Annotated in this window: 22 protein-coding genes; 9 read left to right on the top strand and 13 right to left on the bottom strand. The window is 64.1% G+C overall.

Annotated features, from left to right (window positions below):
• Window positions 1-16 precede the first annotated feature (16 nt).
• Genes MUO32_RS22000 through tsaD form a run of 4 tightly spaced genes read right to left on the bottom strand, consistent with a single transcriptional unit; the run spans window position 17 to window position 2,854 of the window.
• Window positions 17-448, bottom strand: coding sequence for an EVE domain-containing protein (locus MUO32_RS22000; protein WP_257950521.1), 432 nt, complete (start codon window positions 446-448; stop codon window positions 17-19).
• 5 nt (window positions 449-453) lie between these two features.
• Window positions 454-747, bottom strand: coding sequence for a YciI-like protein (locus tag MUO32_RS21995; protein WP_257950520.1), 294 nt, complete (start codon window positions 745-747; stop codon window positions 454-456).
• Between the two features lie 32 nt (window positions 748-779).
• Window positions 780-1,757, bottom strand: a complete 978-nt coding sequence (locus MUO32_RS21990; RefSeq protein ID WP_257950593.1) for an NAD(P)H-dependent glycerol-3-phosphate dehydrogenase — start codon at window positions 1,755-1,757, stop codon at window positions 780-782.
• Between the two features lie 2 nt (window positions 1,758-1,759).
• Complete coding sequence (tsaD, locus tag MUO32_RS21985) at window positions 1,760-2,854, bottom strand: tRNA (adenosine(37)-N6)-threonylcarbamoyltransferase complex transferase subunit TsaD (RefSeq protein ID WP_257950519.1); 1,095 nt, start codon at window positions 2,852-2,854, stop codon at window positions 1,760-1,762.
• 73 nt (window positions 2,855-2,927) lie between these two features.
• Between tsaD and hemC the strand changes: the two genes are divergently transcribed.
• From hemC to MUO32_RS21950, 7 genes are all read left to right on the top strand, one after another.
• Entirely contained in the window at window positions 2,928-3,857 is a 930-nt protein-coding gene (gene hemC / locus MUO32_RS21980; RefSeq protein ID WP_257950518.1) for a hydroxymethylbilane synthase, read from the top strand.
• 3 nt (window positions 3,858-3,860) lie between these two features.
• Entirely contained in the window at window positions 3,861-4,586 is a 726-nt protein-coding gene (locus MUO32_RS21975; RefSeq protein WP_257950517.1) for a uroporphyrinogen-III synthase, read from the top strand.
• Window positions 4,587-4,685: 99 nt separating this feature from the next.
• Entirely contained in the window at window positions 4,686-5,906 is a 1,221-nt protein-coding gene (locus tag MUO32_RS21970; RefSeq protein WP_257950516.1) for a COG4223 family protein, read from the top strand.
• A 13-nt stretch (window positions 5,907-5,919) separates the two neighbouring features.
• The gene (locus MUO32_RS21965; protein WP_257950515.1) at window positions 5,920-7,518 is read left to right on the top strand and encodes a heme biosynthesis protein HemY; all 1,599 of its coding nucleotides are present in this window, start codon (window positions 5,920-5,922) and stop codon (window positions 7,516-7,518) included.
• Between the two features lie 29 nt (window positions 7,519-7,547).
• Window positions 7,548-8,036 carry a TerB family tellurite resistance protein gene (locus tag MUO32_RS21960; RefSeq protein WP_257950514.1) on the top strand — a complete coding sequence of 163 codons (489 nt, stop codon included), beginning with the start codon at window positions 7,548-7,550 and terminating at the stop codon, window positions 8,034-8,036.
• Window positions 8,037-8,039: 3 nt separating this feature from the next.
• Entirely contained in the window at window positions 8,040-8,756 is a 717-nt protein-coding gene (locus tag MUO32_RS21955) for a glutamine amidotransferase (RefSeq protein ID WP_257950513.1), read from the top strand.
• A 98-nt stretch (window positions 8,757-8,854) separates the two neighbouring features.
• The gene (locus MUO32_RS21950; protein WP_257950512.1) at window positions 8,855-9,145 is read left to right on the top strand and encodes a YggT family protein; all 291 of its coding nucleotides are present in this window, start codon (window positions 8,855-8,857) and stop codon (window positions 9,143-9,145) included.
• 81 nt (window positions 9,146-9,226) lie between these two features.
• On the opposite strand, the gene ppa is transcribed toward MUO32_RS21950, so the two are convergent.
• Window positions 9,227-9,760, bottom strand: a complete 534-nt coding sequence (ppa, locus tag MUO32_RS21945; RefSeq protein WP_257950511.1) for an inorganic diphosphatase — start codon at window positions 9,758-9,760, stop codon at window positions 9,227-9,229.
• 125 nt (window positions 9,761-9,885) lie between these two features.
• Between ppa and MUO32_RS21940 the strand changes: the two genes are divergently transcribed.
• A complete protein-coding gene (locus tag MUO32_RS21940; RefSeq protein ID WP_257950510.1) occupies window positions 9,886-10,500 on the top strand; it encodes a hypothetical protein in 615 nt (204 codons plus the stop codon).
• A gap of 10 nt (window positions 10,501-10,510) precedes the next feature.
• On the opposite strand, the gene MUO32_RS21935 is transcribed toward MUO32_RS21940, so the two are convergent.
• From MUO32_RS21935 to MUO32_RS21920, 4 genes are all read right to left on the bottom strand, one after another.
• A complete protein-coding gene (locus MUO32_RS21935; RefSeq protein ID WP_257950509.1) occupies window positions 10,511-11,017 on the bottom strand; it encodes a GNAT family N-acetyltransferase in 507 nt (168 codons plus the stop codon).
• A gap of 206 nt (window positions 11,018-11,223) precedes the next feature.
• Window positions 11,224-13,050: a translational GTPase TypA gene (typA, locus tag MUO32_RS21930; protein WP_257950508.1), complete on the bottom strand. Its 1,827-nt coding sequence runs from the start codon at window positions 13,048-13,050 to the stop codon at window positions 11,224-11,226.
• Window positions 13,051-13,184: 134 nt separating this feature from the next.
• Window positions 13,185-14,747, bottom strand: coding sequence for an alkaline phosphatase (locus tag MUO32_RS21925; protein WP_257950507.1), 1,563 nt, complete (start codon window positions 14,745-14,747; stop codon window positions 13,185-13,187).
• A 135-nt stretch (window positions 14,748-14,882) separates the two neighbouring features.
• Window positions 14,883-16,943, bottom strand: a complete 2,061-nt coding sequence (locus MUO32_RS21920) for a M3 family metallopeptidase (protein ID WP_257950506.1) — start codon at window positions 16,941-16,943, stop codon at window positions 14,883-14,885.
• 379 nt (window positions 16,944-17,322) lie between these two features.
• On the opposite strand from MUO32_RS21920, the gene MUO32_RS21915 reads away from it, so the two are divergent.
• The gene (locus tag MUO32_RS21915) at window positions 17,323-18,441 is read left to right on the top strand and encodes a DUF475 domain-containing protein (protein ID WP_069060738.1); all 1,119 of its coding nucleotides are present in this window, start codon (window positions 17,323-17,325) and stop codon (window positions 18,439-18,441) included.
• 254 nt (window positions 18,442-18,695) lie between these two features.
• On the opposite strand, the gene MUO32_RS21910 is transcribed toward MUO32_RS21915, so the two are convergent.
• From MUO32_RS21910 to MUO32_RS21895, 4 genes are all read right to left on the bottom strand, one after another.
• Window positions 18,696-18,860, bottom strand: coding sequence for a hypothetical protein (locus MUO32_RS21910; RefSeq protein ID WP_171902425.1), 165 nt, complete (start codon window positions 18,858-18,860; stop codon window positions 18,696-18,698).
• Window positions 18,861-19,017: 157 nt separating this feature from the next.
• Window positions 19,018-20,535, bottom strand: a complete 1,518-nt coding sequence (locus MUO32_RS21905; protein WP_257950505.1) for a tripartite tricarboxylate transporter permease — start codon at window positions 20,533-20,535, stop codon at window positions 19,018-19,020.
• Between the two features lie 10 nt (window positions 20,536-20,545).
• Window positions 20,546-21,034 (bottom strand): tripartite tricarboxylate transporter TctB family protein, encoded by a 489-nt coding sequence (locus MUO32_RS21900; protein WP_069060736.1) that lies wholly within the window; start codon window positions 21,032-21,034, stop codon window positions 20,546-20,548.
• On the bottom strand, window positions 21,031-21,975 hold the full coding sequence (locus MUO32_RS21895) for a tripartite tricarboxylate transporter substrate binding protein (protein WP_257950504.1): 945 nt from the start codon (window positions 21,973-21,975) through the stop codon (window positions 21,031-21,033). The genes MUO32_RS21900 and MUO32_RS21895 overlap by 4 nt, the downstream gene beginning before the upstream one ends.
• Between the last annotated feature and the right edge of the window lie 175 nt (window positions 21,976-22,150).

Below are 22,150 nucleotides of genomic sequence, written 5' to 3'. Positions count from 1 at the left end.
AAAGCGATGCGGAGCATCAGCGTGGCGGGTTGTCGAGGCCGCCCATGCGGCAGACCTCGATCCACTCGTCCTCGGTCACCGGCTGCACCGAAAGGCGCATGGAGGTAACGAGCGCCATGTTGGAAAGCTTCGGATTGGCCTTGACGTCCTTGAGTGACACCGGTCTTGGCATGTCGCGTAGGGCACGGATGTCGACGCAGTCCCAGCGCGGGTCCTCGCCGGCGGTCGAATCCGGATGCGAGAGCGCGCAGACTTCCGTAAAGCCGACGATCTCCAGGCCCTCGTTGGAATGGTAGAAGAAGCCCTTGTCGCCGATTGCCATGGCCCGCATGTGGTTACGCGCGAGATAGTTGCGCACGCCCGTCCATTCCGTGCCGGCCTCGCCCGCATCCTTCTGCATCTGCCAGGACCATTTGAAGGGTTCGGATTTATAGAGCCAGAATGCCATTCAGCTTACGCCTCCGGATTGTTGAAGACCCAGTTCCAAGCTTTCACCTCGACGGAGGCGAACAGGCCAGCCTTGGCATAGGGGTCGTTGTCGGCGATCTGCCGCGCCTCTTCGATCGTCTCGGCCTTGACCACGACGAGGCTGCCGGTCGGCTTGCCGTCGTCACCGAGGAACGGCCCGGCAAAGGCGAGCTTTCCGCCCGCATTGAGTTCGTTGAGATAGGCGACGTGTTCAGGCCGTGTATCGAGGCGCACCTGAAGCGCACCGGGCTTGTCAGCGCAGGTGAATGCGAAAAGCATGAAACAATCCTTCTCTTGTTTTTCTGGCCTTGTCATTCCTGGGTGATCGGGCGCGTCATCAGCTGCCCGATCGCTGTCTTCACGTCGAGCGTGCCGTCGACGATGCGGGCGACCGCGTCGGTGATCGGCATGTCGATACCCTTCTGCGCCGCCACGCCCGAGGCGACGGAAGCGGCAAAGGCGCCCTCGACGAGATCGCCGGACCAGCCGGCGGCGGTGCCATGGCGGCCCAGCGCGATGCCGAAACGCAGATTGCGCGATTGGTGGCTGGTGCCGGTCAAGACGAGGTCGCCCAAGCCGGAAAGCCCCGTCACCGTGATACCCTCGCCGCCATGCGCCTCGACGAAACGCGACAGTTCCGCAAGTCCGCGCGAAATGAGCGCCGCCCGCGCCGAATCGCCGAGCTCGGCGCCCTCGATGATGCCGCAGGCAATCGCCAGTACATTTTTCAGCGCGCCGCCGAGCTGCACGCCGATGCGGTCTGTCGATGGATAGAGCCGGAAGGTCGGGCCAGACAGCGCCTGCGCCAGGGCCGCGCCGATCTCGGCCGTGCGCGCCGCGATCACCATCGCCGTCGGCAGGCCCCTGGCGATATCGGCGGCAAATCCGGGGCCGGAGAGCACCGCAACCTCGCGGCCGGGCAACTCCTCTTCCAGCACTTCGGTCAGCAGCCGGCCGGTGCCCTTTTCCATGCCCTTGGCGCAGATGACGACGGCCGTGCCAGGCGCCAGCAGCGGCGCGAGGTTTTTCGCGGCCTCGCGCTGCGCCTGCGATGGCATGGCGAAGAGTACGATTCCGGCGCCGCGAATGGTCTCCACATCGGCGCTGAAGGCAAGCTTTTCCGGCAAATCGATGCCCGGCAACGCCTTTTCATTGCGTCGCGTCGCGCGCATGGCCTCGACGACTGCGGCATCGCGGCCGACAAGCGTGACGTCCCCGCCGCTCGCGGCGACGCTGGCCAGCGCGGTGCCGAAAGCGCCCGCACCGACCACGGCGATGCGCTTTGAAATCGTCATGCCTTGGCTCCCCGCTTGCCGGATCCGAGAAGGCTTGCCGCCTGCTTGTCGAGCGGCCAGCGCGACCGTGGCGCAACCGCTAGATCGTCGGGTGCAAAACCGGCCGCCATGCGCTCCAGCCCGGCCCAGGCGATCATCGCGGCGTTGTCGGTGCAAAGCGCGAGCGGTGGCGCGATGAAATGGAACCTGTTCTTGTCGCAGAGCGCCTGCAGCGTGGCGCGCAGTTCCGCATTGGCCGCGACACCACCGGCAACGACGAGCGCCGGCGCGACAACATCGGGATAAAGCGTGCGGAACCGTTCGAGCCCGCGGCCGATGCGGTCCTTCAGCGTGCGCGAGACGGCGCGCTGGAAGGAGGCGCAGATATCGGCGATATCCTGTTCAGTCACCGGTTCGATCGACTGCGCCGCCTGGCGCACAGCCGTCTTGAGGCCGGAGAACGAAAAATCGAGCCGAGCCTCACCGACGAGCGGACGCGGAAAGGTGAAGCGCTCCGGATTGCCCGACTTCGCCATGCGCTCGACCGCCGGCCCGCCCGGATAGGGCAGCCCCAGCAGCTTGGCGGTCTTGTCGAAGGCCTCGCCCAGCGCGTCGTCGATGGTGGTGCCCCAGCGCTCGTAGTCGTCGACGCCACGGATCAGCACGAGCTGGGTATGCCCGCCGGAAACGAGCAGCATCAGATAGGGAAAGGACAGCCCGTCGGTCAGCCGCGCCGTCAGCGCGTGGCCCTCGAGGTGGTTGATGGCATAGAGCGGTTTGCCCGTCGCCCGCGCAATCGCCTTGCCGGTCATCAACCCGACGATGAGGCCGCCGATCAGCCCCGGGCCGCTTGTTGCGGCAATGGCATCGACGTCCTCGAGCGATTTTCCCGCGCGCAAAAACGCCTCGGAAATCAGACTGTCCAGCGCTTCGACGTGAGCGCGCGCGGCAATCTCCGGCACAACGCCGCCATAGGCACTATGCTCTTCGAGCTGGCTCAGCACGACCTCGCCGAGAATCTCGCCTCTCCCCGACGCATCGCGCACCACGACAGCCGCGGCGGTCTCGTCGCAGCTCGTTTCGATGCCGAGAATGGTCAATTGGGACGACATGAAGCACTAGGATTGATTGCGATAGGCCGGAAACCCGGTTACGAGACATCCCGGTAACAATGGATCAAGGCGGATGCAAACAAAACCTTTCAGGATCGGCACCCGGGGCAGCCCGCTGGCGCTCGCCCAGGCCTACGAGACGCGCGCACGCCTGATGGCGGCGCATGGCCTGCCGGAAGAGATGTTCGAGGTCGTCGTCCTCTCGACGAAGGGGGACCGCATCACCGATCGTTCTCTGGCGCTGATCGGCGGCAAGGGCCTGTTCACCGAGGAAATCGAGACACAGCTATCCTCCGGCGAACTCGACTTCGCCGTGCACTCCTCCAAGGACATGCCGACCAGACTGCCGGAGGGCCTGCACCTCTCTGCCTACCTGCCGCGCGAGGACATTCGCGACGCGTTCATCGGCCGCACCGCCAGACGCCTGCTCGACCTGCCGAAGGGCGCCACCGTCGGCTCCGCCTCGCTGCGTCGCCAGGCGCTCATCCGCAGGCTCCGGCCCGACATCGACGTCATCGTCTTCCGTGGGCAGGTCGATACCCGCCTCGCCAAGCTCGCCGAAGGCCAGGCAGATGCGACGCTGCTGGCCTATGCGGGCCTGAAACGCCTCGGCAAGCTCGATGTGCCGACCGAACTTCTCGATCCCGTCTCCTTCCCGCCGGCCCCGGCGCAGGGCGCGATCTGCATCGAAAGCCGCGTCGACGACGACCGCATCAACAACCTCCTCGCCGCCATCGACGACCACGCGACACGGGCGGCCGTCTCCTGCGAGCGCGGCTTTCTCGCTACGCTCGACGGCTCCTGTCGCACGCCCATCGCCGGTTATGCGACCGTCGAGGGCGATCACCTCCAGTTCCGCGGCATGATCCTGACGCCCGATGGCATCCGGTTCCACGAAATCGAAACGAGCGGCGCCGCAGGTCGCGCCGCTGACCTCGGCGAAGCGGCGGGGCAGGCGATCCGCGCCAAGGCGGGGGCGGATTTCTTCGAAAGCTGGGGCTGAGCCTTGCGCGTTCTCGTCACAAGGCCCGCACTCGCTGCCGCCCGCACCGCGCGCAAGCTCGCGGCTCTCGGCCACGAGCCGGTAGCGCTGCCGCTTGCCCAGGCCGAACACGATGTCGAGGCCGCGCGCGCAGCCCTTGCCGAACGCCACTCGGCCATCGCCATCACCAGTGCGGAAGTGGCGCGCCTGCTCGGCAAGATCGGCCCGGCACTCGACCGTCATCTGCTGACAACCGTCTTTTCCGTGGGACATGTCTCCGCACAGGCAGCCTCAGATGCGGGCTTCCGAACGGTGCTGACGCCCGGCGGCGACGGCAAGGGCCTCGCCGACATGATCGTCGCGCATTGCCGGGATTTCGGCATGCCGGCCGAGCCGATCCTCTATCTCGCCGGCCACCCCCGCGCGCCCGGCTTCGAGGCGCGGCTCAAGGAGGCCGGCATTCCGCTGCGCACCGCCGAATGCTACCGCATGGCGCCCATCATCCCGAAGCGCTCCGACGCCGAAGCCGTGCTTCTGAAGCCCGTGCCGGATGCCGTGCTGCTCTATTCGCGCGAAACCGCCCGGACCTTCTTCGAACTCTCGCCGCTTGCCGAAACCCCGGAACGGTTTCTCTCCACACTGATGCTGTGCATGAGCGCCAACGTCGCCAAAGCCGTGCCGCAGCGCTTTGCCGCACTCACCGTCGTCGCCTCCGCTCCGAACGAGGAAAGCCTGCTCGATCTTCTCTAGGCGGAGGCGGCCCACGGACGAAATTGCCGCAAGGGTCTTTCCCTCGCTGGCTTCGCTGTCTAGGTTTAAGGCAATGCACATGAACGCGAGGAGATCGCCATGGAACCGGAAACCCCGTCCCGCCGCAAGAAGGCCAGTGACGAACCCGTGACGATCGATCTCGAAGCGGTTCCGGCGTCCGACAGCAGCGAAGCGCTGGCCGCCGAGGACAAGGCGGAAGCGGAGATCGGGGCAGCCGAAACGGCAACGGCGGACGCCACCCCTTCCAAACCCGAAACCGTTGAGGAAAAGCAGGAGCCGGTCGAACCGGCCCGCCCGACCTATGAGGAAACCGTCTACACCCAGACCGCACCGCCCGCACATCGCGGCAATGCGGGCCCGCTCGCAGCCGGCATTCTCGGCGGCCTGATCGCCCTTCTGGGCGCCGGCAGCCTGCAATATGGCGGCTACCTGCCCGCTCTCGGCCCGGAGCGCGTGGGCGACACCAGCGCCCTTACCGGCCTTTCCAATGAGGTCGAGGCCCTCAAGGCGCGCCTTGCCGAAACACCGGCAGCAAGCACCGTCGATCTCCAGCCCATTGAAACCCGTATTGCCGCGCTCGAAAGGGGCTCCGGCGAAGCGGGAAGCGCGGCGAGCGGCAACCCCGAGACCGTCAGCAAGCTCGAAGCCGACGTGACCCGCCTGACGACGGAGCTTGCGGCGCTGCGCGACGCCATCGCCCGCACCACCGAAGCCGTCAGCGCGACGGAAAGCCAGCTGACCGAGCGCATCGCCGCCGCCGAGCAGAAGCTCGACGAACCGCGCGGCGACGTCGAGATGGCGCGGGCCGTCGCGGCAAGCGCCTTGAAGACCGCCATCGACCGCGGCGGCCCCTATCTCGCGGAACTCGAAGCCTTTGCCAGCATCGCCCCGGATGATCCCTCCGTGGCAGGGCTGCGCGAGCATGCGGCCATCGGCGTCGCCTCGCGTTCCGATCTCGTGCGCGATTTCCAGGGCACGGCCGACGCCATTCTCGACGCCGTGCATCAGCCGGACGGCGACCAGGGCATTTTCAACCGCCTGATGTCGAGCGCTACCTCGGCCATCCGCGTGCGCCCCGTCGGCAGCATCGAGGGCGATACGCCCGAAGCCGTCGTCGCGCGCATCGAAAACAAGCTGCAGAACGGTGACTTCAAGGGCGCCCAGATCGAATGGCAGACCCTGCCGGAAAACGGCCAGGCCGCGGCGGCCGACTACAAGCGCAAGCTCGACACGCGCGTTACCGTCGAAGGCCTGGTCGGCAGCGCCGTTTCCGGCGCCATCACCGGCAACCAGGGCTGAGGAGAACGGCTTCATGATTCGCATTCTGGTCTTCGCCCTCTTCGTTCTCGCCCTCGCCGCCGGTTTTGCCTGGCTTGCCGACCGTCCCGGCGAACTCTCCATCATCTGGCAGGGCCAGCGCGCCGACATGAGCCTGATGGTCGCCGCCACGCTGGTCGTCTCGCTGATCGCCGCCGTGATGCTTTCCTGGTGGATCGTGCGTGTCGTCTGGACCTCGCCGCACTCGATCCAGCGCTATTTTCGCGCCCGCAAGCGCGATCGCGGTTATCAGGCGCTCTCGACCGGCCTGATCGCCGCCGGCGCCGGCGACGCCGCAGGTGCTCGCAAAATGCTCGGCCGCACCAAGGGCCTCCTCAGCGCGGATCAGGAACCCCTCATCCATCTGCTCGAAGCGCAGGCCGCCATGATCGAGGGCCGTTACGACGATGCGCGCAAGAAGTTCGAGTTGATGGCGGACGACCCGGAGACACGGGAGCTTGGCCTGCGCGGCCTCTATCTCGAAGCCCGTCGCCTCGGCGCCAATGAAGCCGCCAGGCAATATGCCGAACGTGCCGCCGAAAAGGCGCCGCAGCTGCCCTGGGCGACGGAAGCGGCCCTCGAATACCGTTCGGAGGCCGGCGACTGGGACGAAGCGCTGAAACTGCTCGGCGACGGCCGCTCCGGTTCGGCCGAAGAGAAGAAGGCCTATGCCCGCCGCAAGGCCGTTCTCCTCACCGCCCGTGCCAGCGCCAGGCTCGACGCGGACCCGAAGGGTGCGCGCGACGATGCGCACCAGGCGCTGAAGCTCGACGAGAATTTCGTGCCGGCAGGGCTTATCGAGGCCAGGGCCTATCTGCGTGAAGACAATCTGCGCAAGGCCGCCTCCATCCTGGAAAGGCTCTGGAAGACGACGGCACATGGCGACGTGGCAAAACTCTATGTCCGTGCCCGCAGCGGCGATTCGGCCGCCGACCGGCTAAAGCGGGCGGAAAAGCTGGAAGCACTGCGTCCGAACAATGCCGAGGCGCTCTATGCCGTTGCGGAAGCGGCTTTGGAAACCCGGAACTTCACGCTTGCCCGTGCAAAGGCCGAGGCCGCCGCACGCCTGTCGCCGCGCGAAAGCGCCTTCCTGCTGCTGGCCGATATCGAGGATGCCGAGACCGGCGACCAGGGCCGCATCCGCCATTGGATGAACCAGGCGCTGAAGGCCCCGCGCGATCCCGCCTGGACCGCCGACGGCATTACCGCGCCGGAATGGCGCGCCATCTCGCCTGTTACCGGCCGTCTCGACGCCTTCGAATGGAAGACACCCGTCAGCGCGCTGGAAGGACCCGTCGAGGAGGGTTCGACGGACGCCGTCGACGAGGCGATCCGTACCCTGCCGCCGCTCGCCATCGAGGCGAAGCCAGCCGTCAGGATCGAAGAGGTGGTCAAGGCAGAGAAGACGCCGGTCGAAAAACCCGTCGTGGTGACGGCGGTCGTCGAACCGATCCCTGCCAAGGTGGAGACTGCCAAGCAAACAGCACCGGCAGAGAATGAGGAGCGTCCTTTCTTTGGCATGCCGGACGACCCGGGTGTCAAGGACGGCGCGGCTGTGAAACGGGACGGCACAAGCGGCTTCAGACTGTTCTGAAAGCTTGAGGGAACGGGGCTTAAATATCGATGTTTGAACGCTTGCAGCAGTTTCTGGCGAGCCTTTCCGGTGGCGACAGCAAACCGTCCTTCGCCGCCGACGATCCGCGGGTCGCGGTCATGGCCCTCTGCATCCAGGTGATGGAAGCGGATGGCAAGGTGCTGGATATCGAGAAGAAGGCGTTGCGCGACCATTTCAAGGAGCTCTACAGCGTCGACGAAAAGGAACTGGAGGCGCTGGTCGATGCCGGCGCCGACGCGGAGAGCGAGGCGATCGATTTCTTCCGCTTTACCTCCGAGCTGAAGCGCGAGCTCTCGGAAGAACAGCGCGTCGGCCTCATCGGTCTGCTCTGGGAAATCGTCTATGCGGATGGCGAGCGCAGCGAAATGGAGGACCATGCCATCTGGCGCATCGCCGACCTGCTCGGCGTCTCCGGCCGGGAGCGCATCATGAAACGGCAGGAAGTGGCCGAGCGTGTGGGCGCGTCGGCCGGAAAGCAGGAGCCGGACGAGGTCTGAGCCATGCTCGATTTCCCACACAAGCCGCGCACCAAACGCCCGGTCCTGATCGTGCTGCATCAGGAGACGTCCAGCCCCGGGCGTGTCGGCCAGATCCTGCAGCAGATGGGTCATGCACTCGACATTCGCCGCCCCGTGCTCGGCGATCCCCTGCCGGCAACGCTGGAGCAGCATGCCGGCGCCGTCGTCTTCGGCGGGCCGATGAGCGCCAATGACGACGAGCCCTATATGCGCGAGGAAATCGACTGGCTGCACGTCCCGCTCAAGGAGAACCGCCCCTTTCTCGGCATCTGTCTCGGCGCGCAGATGCTCGTGAAAAATCTCGGCGGCACGGTTTTCGGGCACACGGAGGGCTGGACCGAGATCGGCTGGTATCCCCTGCAGGCGACCGAGGCCGGGACGGCGCTGATGCCCTGGCCCGATATGGTCTACCAGTTCCACCGGGAAGGTTTTGATCTTCCGGTCGGCGCAACGCTGCTTGCCACCGGCCACCACTACGAAAACCAGGCCTTCCGCTATGGCGACAATGCCTGGGGCATCCAGTTCCATGGTGAACTGACGCTGGCCATGATGCACCGCTGGGTCGTGCGCGGCGCGCATCGCTTCGAACTGCCGGGCGCCCAGATCGGCAGCCTGCATCTCGACGGACGCCTGCTGCACGACACGGCGCTGCGTCTCTGGATGACATCCTTCCTCGACCGCATTTTTCAGGAAGCCTGAGCCCCAACATTAAACATGTTGCCGCACTGTCCGGCGCCGGCCTTGCTGGCGGGGCCGGCAATGGCTACATGTCGGGACGAAACCAATTGGAGACGTCAATGATAGCGGTCATCAACACCCTATTGTTCATCATCAGCATCGCATGGTTCCTGGTCATCGCCTCGGCGATCTTTTCCTGGCTCTACGCTTTCAATGTCATCAACGCGAACAATCAGGTGATCGCGACCATCGGCCGCTCGCTCTACCAGCTGACCGAACCGATCTATCGCCCGATCCGCCGCGTCCTGCCGAATTTCGGCGGCGTCGATCTGTCGCCGCTCGTCGTGCTCGTCATCCTGTTCTTCCTCGAACAGATCATCCGCACGGTTCTGGCGCCTGCCGTTCTGTGACCATCGCTTCAGCATAAAAAATCCTCCGGATCGCTGGCGACCCGGAGGATGCTGTTTTCAGGCCCGAAAGCGCGCTTGCGCTTATTTCGATGCGTTGTAGCGTTCGACGGCTTCCAGGATCATCTTCTTGGCAACGGTGACATCCTGCCAGCCGGCGATCTTCACCCACTTGCCGGGCTCCAGGTCCTTGTAGTGCGTGAAGAAGTGCTCGATCTGCTTGAGCGTGATCTCCGGCAGGTCGGTGTAGTTCTCGACCTTGTCGTAGCGGCGCGTCAGCTTCGGCACCGGCACGGCGATGATCTTCTCGTCCTTGCCGCCGTCGTCTTCCATGACCAGAACGCCGATCGGGCGCACATTGATCACACAGCCCGGCACGAGCGGACGGGTATTGGCGATCAGAACGTCGATCGGGTCGCCGTCTTCCGAAAGCGTGTGCGGCACGAAGCCGTAGTTACCCGGATAGGTCATCGGCGTGTAGAGGAAACGGTCGACGACGAGTGCGCCGGCTTCCTTGTCCATTTCGTACTTGATCGGGTGGCCGCCGACCGGCACCTCGACAATGACGTTCACGTCTTCAGGCGGATTCTTGCCAACGGAAATCGCATCGATACGCATGGGGGCTCCCTCAGTGAGATACAGTGATTTTCGGGCTTCCTAAAGCGAATCCCGCTGCGGCGCAACATGACTTTCGAATAGACAGGCCGGATGTGCCGTCTTCCTTCCGACCGGAGGACCGTTCCATGCGCCTGATACCCCTTCTTCTTTCCACCGCCCTCGCCGCCTCGACGGCCGTCGCCGCGCAGGCCAACGAGAGCGTCTATACGGAGCGCGACCTCGATGCCTGCAAGACGCTGTCGCAAGTGGAGGAAGGCGCGAGCGTCAGCCTGCGATGCGCCGGCTACAAGGATCTCCCCGTCTACTTCAAGGAAGGCGACCTTCGGCAGAGCATTGCCTATGGCCCGGTCAGCAAGGCCTATCTCGACGAAGCCTTCGAGACCTTCGGGCCGTTCAATCACACGGGCGCCAAGATCGAATGGCGGCTTGGCGCGGACGGCGCACCGCTCGGCACCATCGTGCGCTGGTTCATCGCCGATCCGGAAACGACGGGCGAAGCCAATTCCAGGACAGGCCAGGTTCTCGTCGTCTCCACGGTCGCCACGAAGGCCAATCCGGTGAGCTGCGTCGTCGGCTATGTCGATGCGCTTGAGAACAAGGATGCCAACACGCGCGCCCGCATGGTGGCGGATGAAGAAGCCGCCGGCTTCGTCTGCGGCACGAGCGGGCCGCAATGGCATGGCAAACGGGGAAAGCTGGCAGGCGAGCCGTCACGCACGTTGCCTGACATGGTGGAGTAAGTGGAAAGCCTCAAGGCCAGACGAAGCCGACCTTCTTCAATTCCTTGTCGCCGAAATTCTCCATGCCCTCCGCAATGTCGCGTCCACCGGCCGAGCGGAAGAAGCGGTCGGCGTGTTCGCTGTCCTCCAGGCACCAGGCGATCATGCCATTGCAGCCGAGCGACTTCAAAAGCCGCTGCCCTTCGCCGAACAGCTGCCGGCCAAGACCGATGCCCTGGTATTCGGGCCTCAGGTAGAGTTCGTAGATCTCGCCTTCCTGCGGCAGCGCGCGGGCGCGGTTGAGGCCGAGCGTGGCGTAACCGGCCACCGTGCCGGCGACATCGAGCACGAGCAGCGTCGCGGGGCCGCGCGTCGCCTTGCGCCACCAGGTCTCGTTGCGGCGGTCGACCATCTGGTTGAGCGGGATATGCGGAATGAGGCCGCCATAGGCCTGCAGCCACGATACCCGATGCGTCTCGGATATCGCGCGCGCGTCCTGCGGCTCGGCGCGCCGCACATCGATCGACAGTGTCTTCATAACACCACTCTTATTCCCGCACCGATTCCACCGGAATCCCGCGCCTACACGAAGGCCTCCATTGCCCACAGGCGTGTTCCGGATGGCACCCGGAAAAGTTAACGCTTTTTTAACAAACGTCACAAGTCGTAAAACGATGGCACACACATGAAAAACCCCGGCCTTGCGACCGGGGTTCACTATTGTCCCGTTTCGGGAAGACGCGCTTAGGCGGCGCCGGCCGCACGCTGCTTGTCGAATCGCTTGCGGTCGTTGGCGTCGAGGAACATCTTGCGCAGACGGATCGACTTCGGCGTCACTTCCATCAGTTCGTCGTCCTGGATCCACGACAGCGCGCGGTCGAGCGTCATGCGGATCGGCGGGGTCAGCTTCACCGCTTCATCCTTGCCGGCGGCGCGGATGTTGGTGAGCTGCTTGCCCTTGAGCACGTTGACCTCGAGGTCGTTGTCGCGCGAGTGGATGCCAATGATCATGCCCGCATAGACCTTTTCGCCCGGCTCGATGATCATCGGGCCGCGGTCTTCGAGGTTGAACATGGCATAGGCGACGGCTTCGCCCGAAGCGTTCGACAGCAGAACGCCGTTGACGCGACCACCGATGGCGCCCTTGAAGGGCTGGTAGTCGTGGAACAGGCGGTTCATGACAGCCGTGCCGCGCGTGTCGGTCAGGAGTTCCGACTGGTAGCCGATCAGGCCGCGGGTCGGCGCCAGGAACTTCAGGCGAACACGGTTGCCGCCCGACGGACGAAGCTCCGTCATCTCGGCCTTGCGCTCTGACATCTTCTGCACGACGATGCCAGAATGCTCTTCGTCGACGTCGACGACGACTTCTTCGATCGGCTCCATGGTGGTGCCGTTCTCGTCCTTGTGCATGACGACGCGCGGACGCGACACGGCAAGCTCAAAACCTTCGCGACGCATGGTCTCGATCAGAACGGCAAGCTGAAGTTCGCCGCGGCCGGAGACGTAGAACGAATCCTTGCCTTCGGCCTCTTCGATCTTCAGCGCGACATTGCCTTCGGCTTCCTTGAACAGACGGTCGCGGATGACGCGGCTCGTCACCTTGTCGCCCTCGGTACCGGCGAGCGGGCTGTCGTTGACGATGAAGGACATGGTGACGGTCGGCGGGTCGATCGGCTGCGCCGTCATGGCCTCGGTGACCGCCGGATCGCAGAACGTGTCGGCAACCGTGCCCTTGGAAAGGCCGGCGATGGCGACGATGTCGCCCGCATGGGCTTCGTCGATCGCCGTGCGCTCGATGCCGCGGAAGGCGAGAATCTTCGAGATACGGCCGGTTTCGATGAGCTTGCCGTCCTGGCCGAGAACCTTGACGGCCTGGTTCGGCTTGATCGAGCCGGAATGGATGCGGCCGGTGATGATGCGGCCGAGGAAGGGGTTGGCTTCGAGGATCGTGCCGATCAGACGGAACGGACCGTCGGCAACCGTCGGCTCCGGCACGTGCTTCAGCACGAGATCGAGCAGCGGCGCCATGCCTTCGTCCTGCGGGCCTTCCGGATTGACGTTCATCCAGCCGTTGCGGCCCGAACCGTAGAGGATCGGGAAGTCGAGCTGTTCGTCGGTGGCGTCGAGATTGGCGAAGAGGTCGAAGACCTCGTTCAGCACTTCCTCGTGACGGCCGTCCGGGCGGTCGATCTTGTTGATCGCGACGATCGGCTTCAGGCCGACCTTGAGCGCCTTGCCGACCACGAACTTGGTCTGCGGCATCGGGCCTTCAGACGAATCGACGAGAACGATCGCGCCGTCCACCATCGAGAGGATACGCTCGACTTCGCCGCCGAAGTCGGCGTGGCCGGGGGTGTCGACGATGTTGATGCGAACACCCTTCCACTCCACCGAGGTCGCCTTGGCGAGAATGGTGATGCCGCGTTCTTTTTCGATGTCGTTGGAGTCCATCACGCGCTCGGCGACGCGCTGGTTTTCACGGAACGAACCGGACTGCTTGAGAAGCTCGTCAACGAGCGTGGTCTTGCCATGGTCGACGTGCGCGATAATCGCGATATTGCGGATAGACATGGTTTAATCTCTGAGGTTCGGGGCGCGCAGGGTATGAGGGCGCCGTCTTCAATGGCCGGGCTCTTACATGTTTTTCCGCAAATGCGAAAGGGGCGGACCGCAACTCTGTTGCTCCGATGGCGCAGGGCTTCGCATCATGATGAACGCACGGGCGGCAGCACGACGCGCCAAAGCTCCTGATCCTCCCGGTCCATCAGCCGCACGGTCATCTCCTCGCTCGACCCGTTGATGTCAACCAGACCGAAGAATTGCAGGCCGGCGGAGGGCGGCAGATTGCTGTCGATACCGCCCGCCGAAGACTTGATGAAGCGGACTTCCGGCCCGAAGGTCATGTCGAGCGGCTTCGGCCCATAGGTTCCAGAATGCAGCGGCCCGGAGACGAATTCCCAGAACGGATTGAACTCCTGGAATTTTGCGCGCGACGGGTCGTAGTGGTGCGCGGCGGTGTAGTGCACGTCCGCCGTCAGCCAGACGACATTGTGGATCGCATTCTCCCGCATGAAGGAAAGCAGGTCGGCGATTTCGCGCTCGCGCGCCGCCGGCGGACCGTTGAGACCGTCCGCAACCCCCTCATAACCAAGGCTGTTGGCATAATCGTCCCAGATGACGAGGCCGAGCGGCATGTCGCAGGCGATGACCTTCCAGACGGCTTGAGAGGCGGCCAGCTCTCGGCGCAGCCAGTCCGCCTGCCGCCAGCCGAACAGGCCGTTTTCCGTGCCACCCCGGTTGGGACTGCGATAGGAGCGCAGGTCGACGAAGAACACATCGAGCAGCGGGCCATAGGCGACCTTGCGGAAGATGCGGCCGGGCTCGGTGGGAAAATAGCGGATTGGCGTCATTTCATGGAAGGCACGCCGCGCACGCTCCTCGTAGACACCGATATCCTTGTCCGGATAGCGCCGATCGCCGGTCAGGTCGCTCGATTCCGACCAGTTGTTCAAAACCTCATGGTCGTCCCACTGGAAGAAGGTCGGGCACTGGGTGTTGAAGGACAGCAGGTGGTCGTCGAGCAGATTGTATTTCCACTGGCCGCGAAATTCTTCCAGCGTGCGCGCCACGCTGCGTTTTTCGTCGGTCACGATGCGGTTCTTCCACACGCCGCCGTCGCGCAGCGGAATTTCGTCCGGGATCGGGCCGTCGGCATAGACGGTATCGCCGGAATGGATGAAGAAATCCGGCTCGTGGCGCAGCATGGTCGAATAGGTCTTCATGCCGACATCGTCGATGCCCCAGCCTTGGCCTGCCGTATCGCCAGACCAGACGAAACGCACCGAGCGCTTGCGCATCGGCGCCGTTCGGAAGCGTCCGACGACCGGCTCGGAGATCAGATGGCTGGAATAGGGATCGCTTGCGGTGAAACGATAGAAAATATCCTGGTCCGGCAGCAGGCCCTGCAGCATCGCCTTGACGGTGTTGTCCGTGCCCATCGTCGCTTTCTGCAACGGCAGGCGTGCCGCATCGAGAAAACTCTCGGTGGTCGAATATTCCAGCGTCACCTCGGCCGGCCGGTCGACCCGCGCCCAGACCATGCCGGACGAACAATCGACATCGCCCGACTGCACACCGTGGGAAAAGACCGGGCTGCCATGACGCCGCGCATAATAGGGCACCGCCAGCGCCGAGGACGTCGCAAGCGCGCCGGCCCCTGCGGTCAGAAGGAAAGAACGCCGCGTCAGCGTCTCCGGAACAATCGCCATGCCACCTCCGGCCTGACCCGCGAATCGAAACGCCAGGCGGGCAGACCATGAGTCCCGGCCATGTCAGTCCGGTAACGGGACGATGACGATTCACCGAAAGTTCAGTGACGGGACGATGACGGCGATGGGCCGTCCCTAAGCCGCCAACCCCTTTTTCTCCAGCATCGCCTCCGGGCTCGGCAGCTTGCCGCGGAAGGCCTTGTAGGCGTCTTCCGGGTCGACGGCACCGCCGACGGCGTAGATATAGGTCTTCAGCCGCTCGGCCATGGCCGGGTTGAAGGCATCGCCGGTTTCCGTGAAGGCGGCGAAGGCGTCCGCGTCCAGCACTTCCGACCACATGTAGGAATAGTAGCCGGCCGAATAGCCGTCGCCGGAGAAGACGTGCTGGAAGTGTGGCGTGGCATGGCGCATGACGATGGACGCCGGCATCCCGATCTTTTCCAGCACCTCGGCCTGCACCGCCATCGGATCCTCGACGGCGCCGCGCGTGTGAAACGCCATGTCGACCAGCGCCGAAGAGGTGAACTCCACCGTCGCGAAGCCGGAATTGAAGGTGCGGGCGGCAAGCACCTTGTCGAGCAGCGCTGCCGGCATCGCCTCGCCGGTCTGGTAGTGCACGGCATAGCGCGTCAAAATTTCCGGTACCGTCAGCCAGTGTTCGTAGAGCTGCGAGGGCAATTCGACGAAGTCACGCGAAACGCCGGTGCCCGACACCGACGGATAGGTGACGTCCGACAACATGCCGTGCAACGCATGGCCGAATTCGTGGAACAACGTGCGCGCATCGTCGATCGACAGCAGCGCCGGTTTGCCCTCGGCGGGTTTGGCGAAGTTGCAGATATTGTAGATGATCGGGATTTCGCCGATCGAACCGTTCGCAAGCGGCAGCCGGTGCTGGCTCTGGTAGGAGCTCATCCAGGCGCCCGAGCGCTTGGAGGACCGGGCGAAGTAATCGCCGAGGAACATGGCGACAAGCTTGTCGTCGCGGTCGCGGATCTCGAAGACGCGCACGTCAGGATGATAGACCGGCACATCCTTCTTCTCGATCGCCCGGACGCCGAACAGCCGCTCGGCAACGTCGAAGCAGGCGTCGATGATCTTTTCGAGTTGGAGATAGGGTTTCAGCTCGGCCTCGGAGAAGTTGAACTTTTTCGCTCGCAGCTTTTCCGCGTAATAGCGCCAGTCCCACGGCATGACCGCGTGGTTGCGGCCTTCGTCGGCGACGAGCACCGCCAAGTCCGCCTCCTCTTCCCGCGCCCGCGCCACGGCCTTTTCCCAAACCTGCATCAGGAGCCCGTTCACCGCGTCAGGCGTCTTCGCCATCGTGTTGTCGAGCTTCAGCGCGGCAAAGTTCTCGTAGCCGAGCAGGCCCGCCTTTTCCGCCCGCAGCGCCAGCGTGTCCTTGACGATACCGCGATTGTCCGTCTCGCCTTCGTTCTCGCCGCGCGCCACCCAGGCACGAAAAGCCTGTTCGCGCAGGTCCCGGCGCGCCGAAAACGTCAGGAAGGGTTCGATGATCGAGCGCGACAGCGTGACGGCATAGCGCCCGTCCTCGCCGCGCTCGCGCGCCACGGATGCCATGGCATCCTTCAGGAAATCCGGCAGGCCGTCGAGCGCATCGCCCTCGTCGAGGAACAGCACCCAGCTCTTCTCGTCGGCCAGCACGTTCTGGCCGAATTTCGCGCCGAGCCCGGCGAGCGTCTCGTTGATCGTCGACAACCGCTCCTGCTCCGGCTTTTCGAGCTTGGCGCCGGATTTCACGAAACCCTTCCAGTGCCGCTCCAGCACGCGGGTCTGCTCCAGCGAGAGGTTCAGTGCGTCGCGGCCTTCCCACAGCGCATCGATACGCTGGAAGAGTGCGGCATTGGTGCCGATCTTCGAATAGTGCCGCGACATTTTTGGCGCAATCTCGCGTTCCAGCGCCTGGATCGTGTCGTTGGTGTTGGCGCCCGCCCGGCTCCAGAACAGAGCGGAGACGCGCGACAACTGGTCGCCGGCAATTTCCAGCGCGACGATCGTGTTCTCGAAGGTTGCCGGCTCCGCGTTGTTGGCAATCCCGTCGATCTCCGCCTCATGCGCTACCAGCGCCGCATCGAAGCCCGCGGCAAAGGCCTCGTCCTTGACGCGATCGAAACGCGGCAGGCCGTTGAGGCCGGTCCACTCGACGAGGGCGGGATCGATGCGCGTTTCAGTCATGCGGGCGGTTCCTTCTGGCAAATCACTGTGCGGCGAATATAGGAACGGAGCAGCGTGTTGGTACAGGGCGCCGGCAGAAAATAAGGGAACAGGGGTCGCGCAAACGCGTTGAGGGCGATGCGGCACCCTGCCTCTTGACGTGGAGGGCAACTTCGGTGAAAACAGCCCTTATCGCGGCTTTTGACATCCTGCCGCGGTGAACCCTGGTGCCGGGCCCCTCTGGCGAGAGTTTTTACGGCGCTCTCGTGATGTCGGTACCGCCAGCAATTAGCCGGCGGATTCAAACGCACATGAAAATCCTGACCATGCCTTACCCGCATGCCCGTTGTGGTATGCACAACCTCGCTTCCCGCATTTCCTCCAGCATGGAGGCGCTGTCATGATCGGCAACGGCGAAGGCAAGACCACTCTTTCCTACCTGAAATGGGCCATCATCTCCACCGTCATCGGCCTGGCGCTCGGCGCCTTGCTCGGCTGGCAGACCGAAGGCACGCTCGCCGGCATGGCGACCGTCTTCTTCATCTGCGCGGTTCTCGCGGTTCTGGAGATTTCGCTCTCCTTCGATAACGCAATCGTGAATGCCAACAAGCTGAAGGACATGACGCCGGTCTGGCAACACCGGTTCCTGACCTGGGGCATCGTGATTGCCGTCTTCGGCATGCGTATCGTCTTCCCGCTGCTGATCGTCGTCATCGCCGCCCGCATCGGCCCGATCGAAGCGATCATTCTCGCCGCGCGCGAGCCTGCGGAATATGCCCGCATCATGAACGACGCCCACCTGCCGATTGCTGCCTTCGGTGGCACCTTCCTGATGATGGTCGGCCTCACCTACTTCTTCAACCATGAGAAGGACGTGCACTGGATCGGCTTCATCGAGAAGCACATGGCCCGTTCGGCGACCGTCAAGGGCATCGAGATCGCCTTTGTTCTCGCGCTCATCCTCGTCTTCTCGAACCTGCTCGAGGGTGAAGACGCCAATACCTTCGTCTTCTCCGCCATCTACGGCCTCCTGACCTTCCTTGCAGTGGAAGTCGTCGGCGGCCTGCTCGATGCCTCGCAGAAGGCGATGTCGGAAGCGGCCAAGGGTGGCCTCGGCGCGTTCATCTATCTTGAAGTGCTCGATGCCAGCTTCTCTTTCGACGGCGTCATCGGCGCCTTCGCGCTGACGCAGAACCTCTTCATCATCGCCATCGGCCTCGGTATCGGCGCCATGTATGTGCGCTCGATGACGATCATGCTGGTGGAGAAGGGCACGCTTGCCGAATACCGCTACCTGGAGCACGGCGCGTTCTACGCGATCCTGGTCTTGTCGGTCGTCATGTACTTCCAGACGCTGGTGCACATTCCGGAAGTCATCACCGGCCTTGGTGGCGCAACGCTGATCGGTATCTCGCTCTGGTCGTCGATCCGCTACAACAGGCGTGAACGCGAACTGGGCAGCCATGCCGGCCACGGCTCGGACCGCGTGTCGGCCCAGCTTGGCGAGAACAACGCGTAACGAACATTGAGCCGGCCGTTTCGGCGGCCGGCCATTGCACTTTGAAACCCTCTCCTCCGTCATCCTCGGGCCTGACCCGAGGATCCAGGCCGCGGGCGTCGCGCGGATGGTCGGGTCGAGCCCGACCATGACGATAGAGAGAGAGACAGCGTCCAACAAAGTGAGATCAAAACGGACGCAAATCCCAAAACACAGAAGGCCCGCTGATCTTGCGATCAGCGGGCCTTTTCATTCAGAGAATTCTATACTTCGCGTTAGACGCGCGGGAAGTCGGCAGGGTTGATGCCGAGCGTCTTCAGGTCGCGTTCCTTCGGGCGGCGGTGCCCTTCGACAGCCGCGGCGGCTGCATTGGCAGCGCTCAGTACGGCGAAGGCCCGGCCGAAGAAGCCCTGGGCGAAGGAGTTGCGGAGGGTGGTCATTTGATTGCTCGCTTTCTGTTTTAGCTTACGAGCAGAAGATGATGCTTGCGGCCCGAAAGAACAACTGACGGTTTGTCAGCCCAGCCATGCAACGAATGCAGGCCGGAAACGAGGGTTTCCGGCCTGCACTGCTTTCGATCCCGGGAGGAACCGAGATCTAGTCTTCGTTCGCTGCAAATTGCGAGAGAACTTCACCCTTGCCGCGCGCCCGCAGGATGAGCGGCACGACGACGGCGAGCACGGCCAGCACGAAGAGCACAGCGGCGATTGGCGACATAAACAGCGAGGTCACATCGCCCTGGCTGATTGCCAGCGCGCGGCGCAGCTGCTGTTCCGCCATAGGCCCGAGGATGAGACCGACGACGACAGGCGCGATCGGATAGCCGAAGAGGCGCATGGCAAAGCCGAGCAGGCCGAAGGTGAGCAGCATGCCAAGCTCGAACACCGACGGATTGGCGCCGATCGTGCCGAGCGTTGCAAACAGCAGGATGCCGGCATAGAGCCAGGGCTTGGGGATCGTCAGAAGCTTCACCCAGAGGCCGATCAGCGGCAGGTTCAACACCAGCAGCATGAAGTTGGCGATCAGCAGGCTGGCGATGAGGCCCCAGACGAGCTGCGGATTGGTGGCAAACAGCAGCGGGCCGGGCTGGAGCCCGTATTGCTGGAAGCCGGCGAGCATGATCGCCGCCGTCGCCGTCGTCGGCAGGCCGAGCGAGAGCAGCGGCACGAGCGTGCCGGCAGCGGATGCATTGTTCGCCGCTTCAGGACCGGCAACGCCCTCGATGGCGCCCTTGCCGAACTCGTCCTTGTGCTTGGAGAACTGCTTTTCCGTCGAATAGGACAGGAAGCTTGCAATATCCGCGCCGCCGGCCGGCATGGCGCCGATCGGGAAGCCGATGAACGTGCCGCGCAGCCACGGTTTCCACGAGCGCGCCCAGTCCTGCTTGCTCATCCAGACCGAACCCTTGACCGCCTCCACCTTCTCGGGGATGCGGGAGCCCTGACAGGCGACGTAGAGCGTCTCGCCGATGGCGAACATGGCAACGGCAAGCGTCGTCACCTCGATGCCGTCGAGCAGGTCGGGAATACCGAAGGAAAGCCGCGCCTGGCCGGTCTGCTGGTCGATACCGATGACGGCAAGAGCGAGGCCGACGAAGAGGGCGGTAAGGCCGCGCAGCGTCGAATCGCCGAAAGCGGCCGAGACGGTCACGAAGGCGAGCACCATCAGCGCGAAATATTCGCGCGGGCCGAAGGAGAGCGCGAATTTCACGACGAAGGGCGCGATGAAGGCAAGGCCGAGTGTCGCGATCAGGCCGGCGACGAAGGAGCCGATCGCCGCCGTCGCGAGCGCAGGGCCGCCGCGACCGGCGCGGGCCATCTTGTTGCCTTCGAGCGCGGTGACGACCGAGGCACTTTCACCCGGCGTGTTGAGCAGGATCGACGTCGTCGAACCGCCATACATGCCGCCGTAATAGATGCCGGCAAACATGATCAGCGATCCGGCCGGATCGAGCTTGTAGGTGACGGGCAGAAGCAGCGCGACTGTCAGTGCCGGGCCGATGCCGGGCAGAACGCCGACGGCGGTGCCGAGCGTGACGCCGATCAGCGCATAGAGCAGGTTCATCGGCTGCGCGGCGATGGCGATGCCCTGCAGCAGGAATTCGAAAGTACCCATTGTCAGGCCCTCAGAAGAACAGGTGCTCGAGCGGCCCGGCAGGCAGCGAGAGCTGCAGGAAGCGGCCGAAGATGATGAAGACGACGAAGCTGAAGGCGATGCCGATCGGCAACGAGATCCACAGCTTGCGCCGGCCGAAACCGAAGGCCGTCAGCGCGAACAGCACGCCCGTCGCAATGGAGAAACCCGCGGTCTTGAGCAGGAGCATCTGCCCGGCAAGGCCCGCGACGATGAAGACCACCGGCTGCACCTCGATCGGTTCGCGCTCGGGAAAATCGCCGCGCCAGGCTTCAAACGCCGTCCAGATGGCGAGCAGCGCCAGGCCGATGGCGACGACATGCGGCACGGTGGCGGGGCCGATGCGCGAATAGTTGCTCATCTCCGCAAGGCGGCCGGCATCCCACCAGATCACGGCAGCGATGATGAAGAGGACCGGTGCGATGACCAGCGCCGCCCTGTCAGGGCGGCGCTTTTCGTTGGAGGACTGGACCTCGCTCATTTGACGAGCCCGATGTCCTTGAGGATGCTTGCGGTCGAAGCAATGTCCTTGTCGAGCTGGGCGTTGAAGGCGTCACCGGCGAGATAGGTGTTCTGCCAGCCCTTGGTCTTCAAGATGCCCTTCCAGGCGTCGGAGTTCACAACCTTTTCGATATCGGCATTGACCGCGGCAACCTGCTCGGCCGAAAGGCCCGGAGCTGCGGCAACCATGCGCCAGTTTTCGACGACGACGTCGAGGCCGCCTTCCTTGATGGTCGGGGCATCGATGCCTTCGACACGCTCGGCGCTGGAGATGGCGATCAGGCGCAGCGTGCCGGCCTTGACCTGGGCTTCGAACTCGCCGTAGCCGGAAATGCCGGCCGTCACCTGGTTGCCGAGGATCGCGGCAAGCGCTTCGCCACCGCCGGAATAGGCGATGTAATTGATCTTGGTCGGGTCGACGCCGGCTGCCTTTGCGATCAGGCCGACTGCGATGTGGTCCGTGCCGCCGGCCGAACCGCCAGCCCAGGAAACGGCACCCGGATCGGCCTTCAGCGCCTTGACGAGATCGTCCATGGTCTGGATCGGCGACGCGGCCGGAACGACGATCGCTTCGTACTCGCCGGTCAGGCGGGCGATCGGCGTGACGTCCTTGAGGGTCACCGGCGACTGGTTGGTGAGGATTGCGCCGACCATGACGTAGCCGCCGACGATGAGCGCGTTCGGATTGCCGGAATTCTGGCTGGCGAACTGGGCAAGGCCGATCGTGCCACCGGCGCCCGGAACGTTCACCACCTGGACGCTGCCGGAAATCTTCTCATCCTGCAGAACCGTCTGCAGCGAGCGGGCCGTCTGGTCCCAGCCGCCGCCGGGACCTGCCGGTGCGATGATCGAATAATCGGCGGCAAAGGCCGGAAGCGCCATGGCGCCGGCAATCAGGGATGCCAGGAAGAAATGTTTCAAGAGTGTGTCCTCCGTCAGGCGCGTTTTTTTCGCGCGTCGTTGCTTGTGACGAGAGGATGGCCAACCACACCGGCACGAACACATCGGTTCGTGGGCGCACAAATGTCGGCTGAAGTCTCCTCCCGGTCTTCCATCCGCCTCCACGGACGATGAAGAGCCCTAAACCAGCACAAGA

It is taken from the genome of Shinella sp. CPCC 101442 (assembly GCF_024704725.1).
Lineage (GTDB): Bacteria > Pseudomonadota > Alphaproteobacteria > Rhizobiales > Rhizobiaceae > Shinella.
The sequence above is the reverse complement of the archived record's forward strand: the minus strand, read 5'-3'. Positions and strand labels throughout refer to the sequence as shown.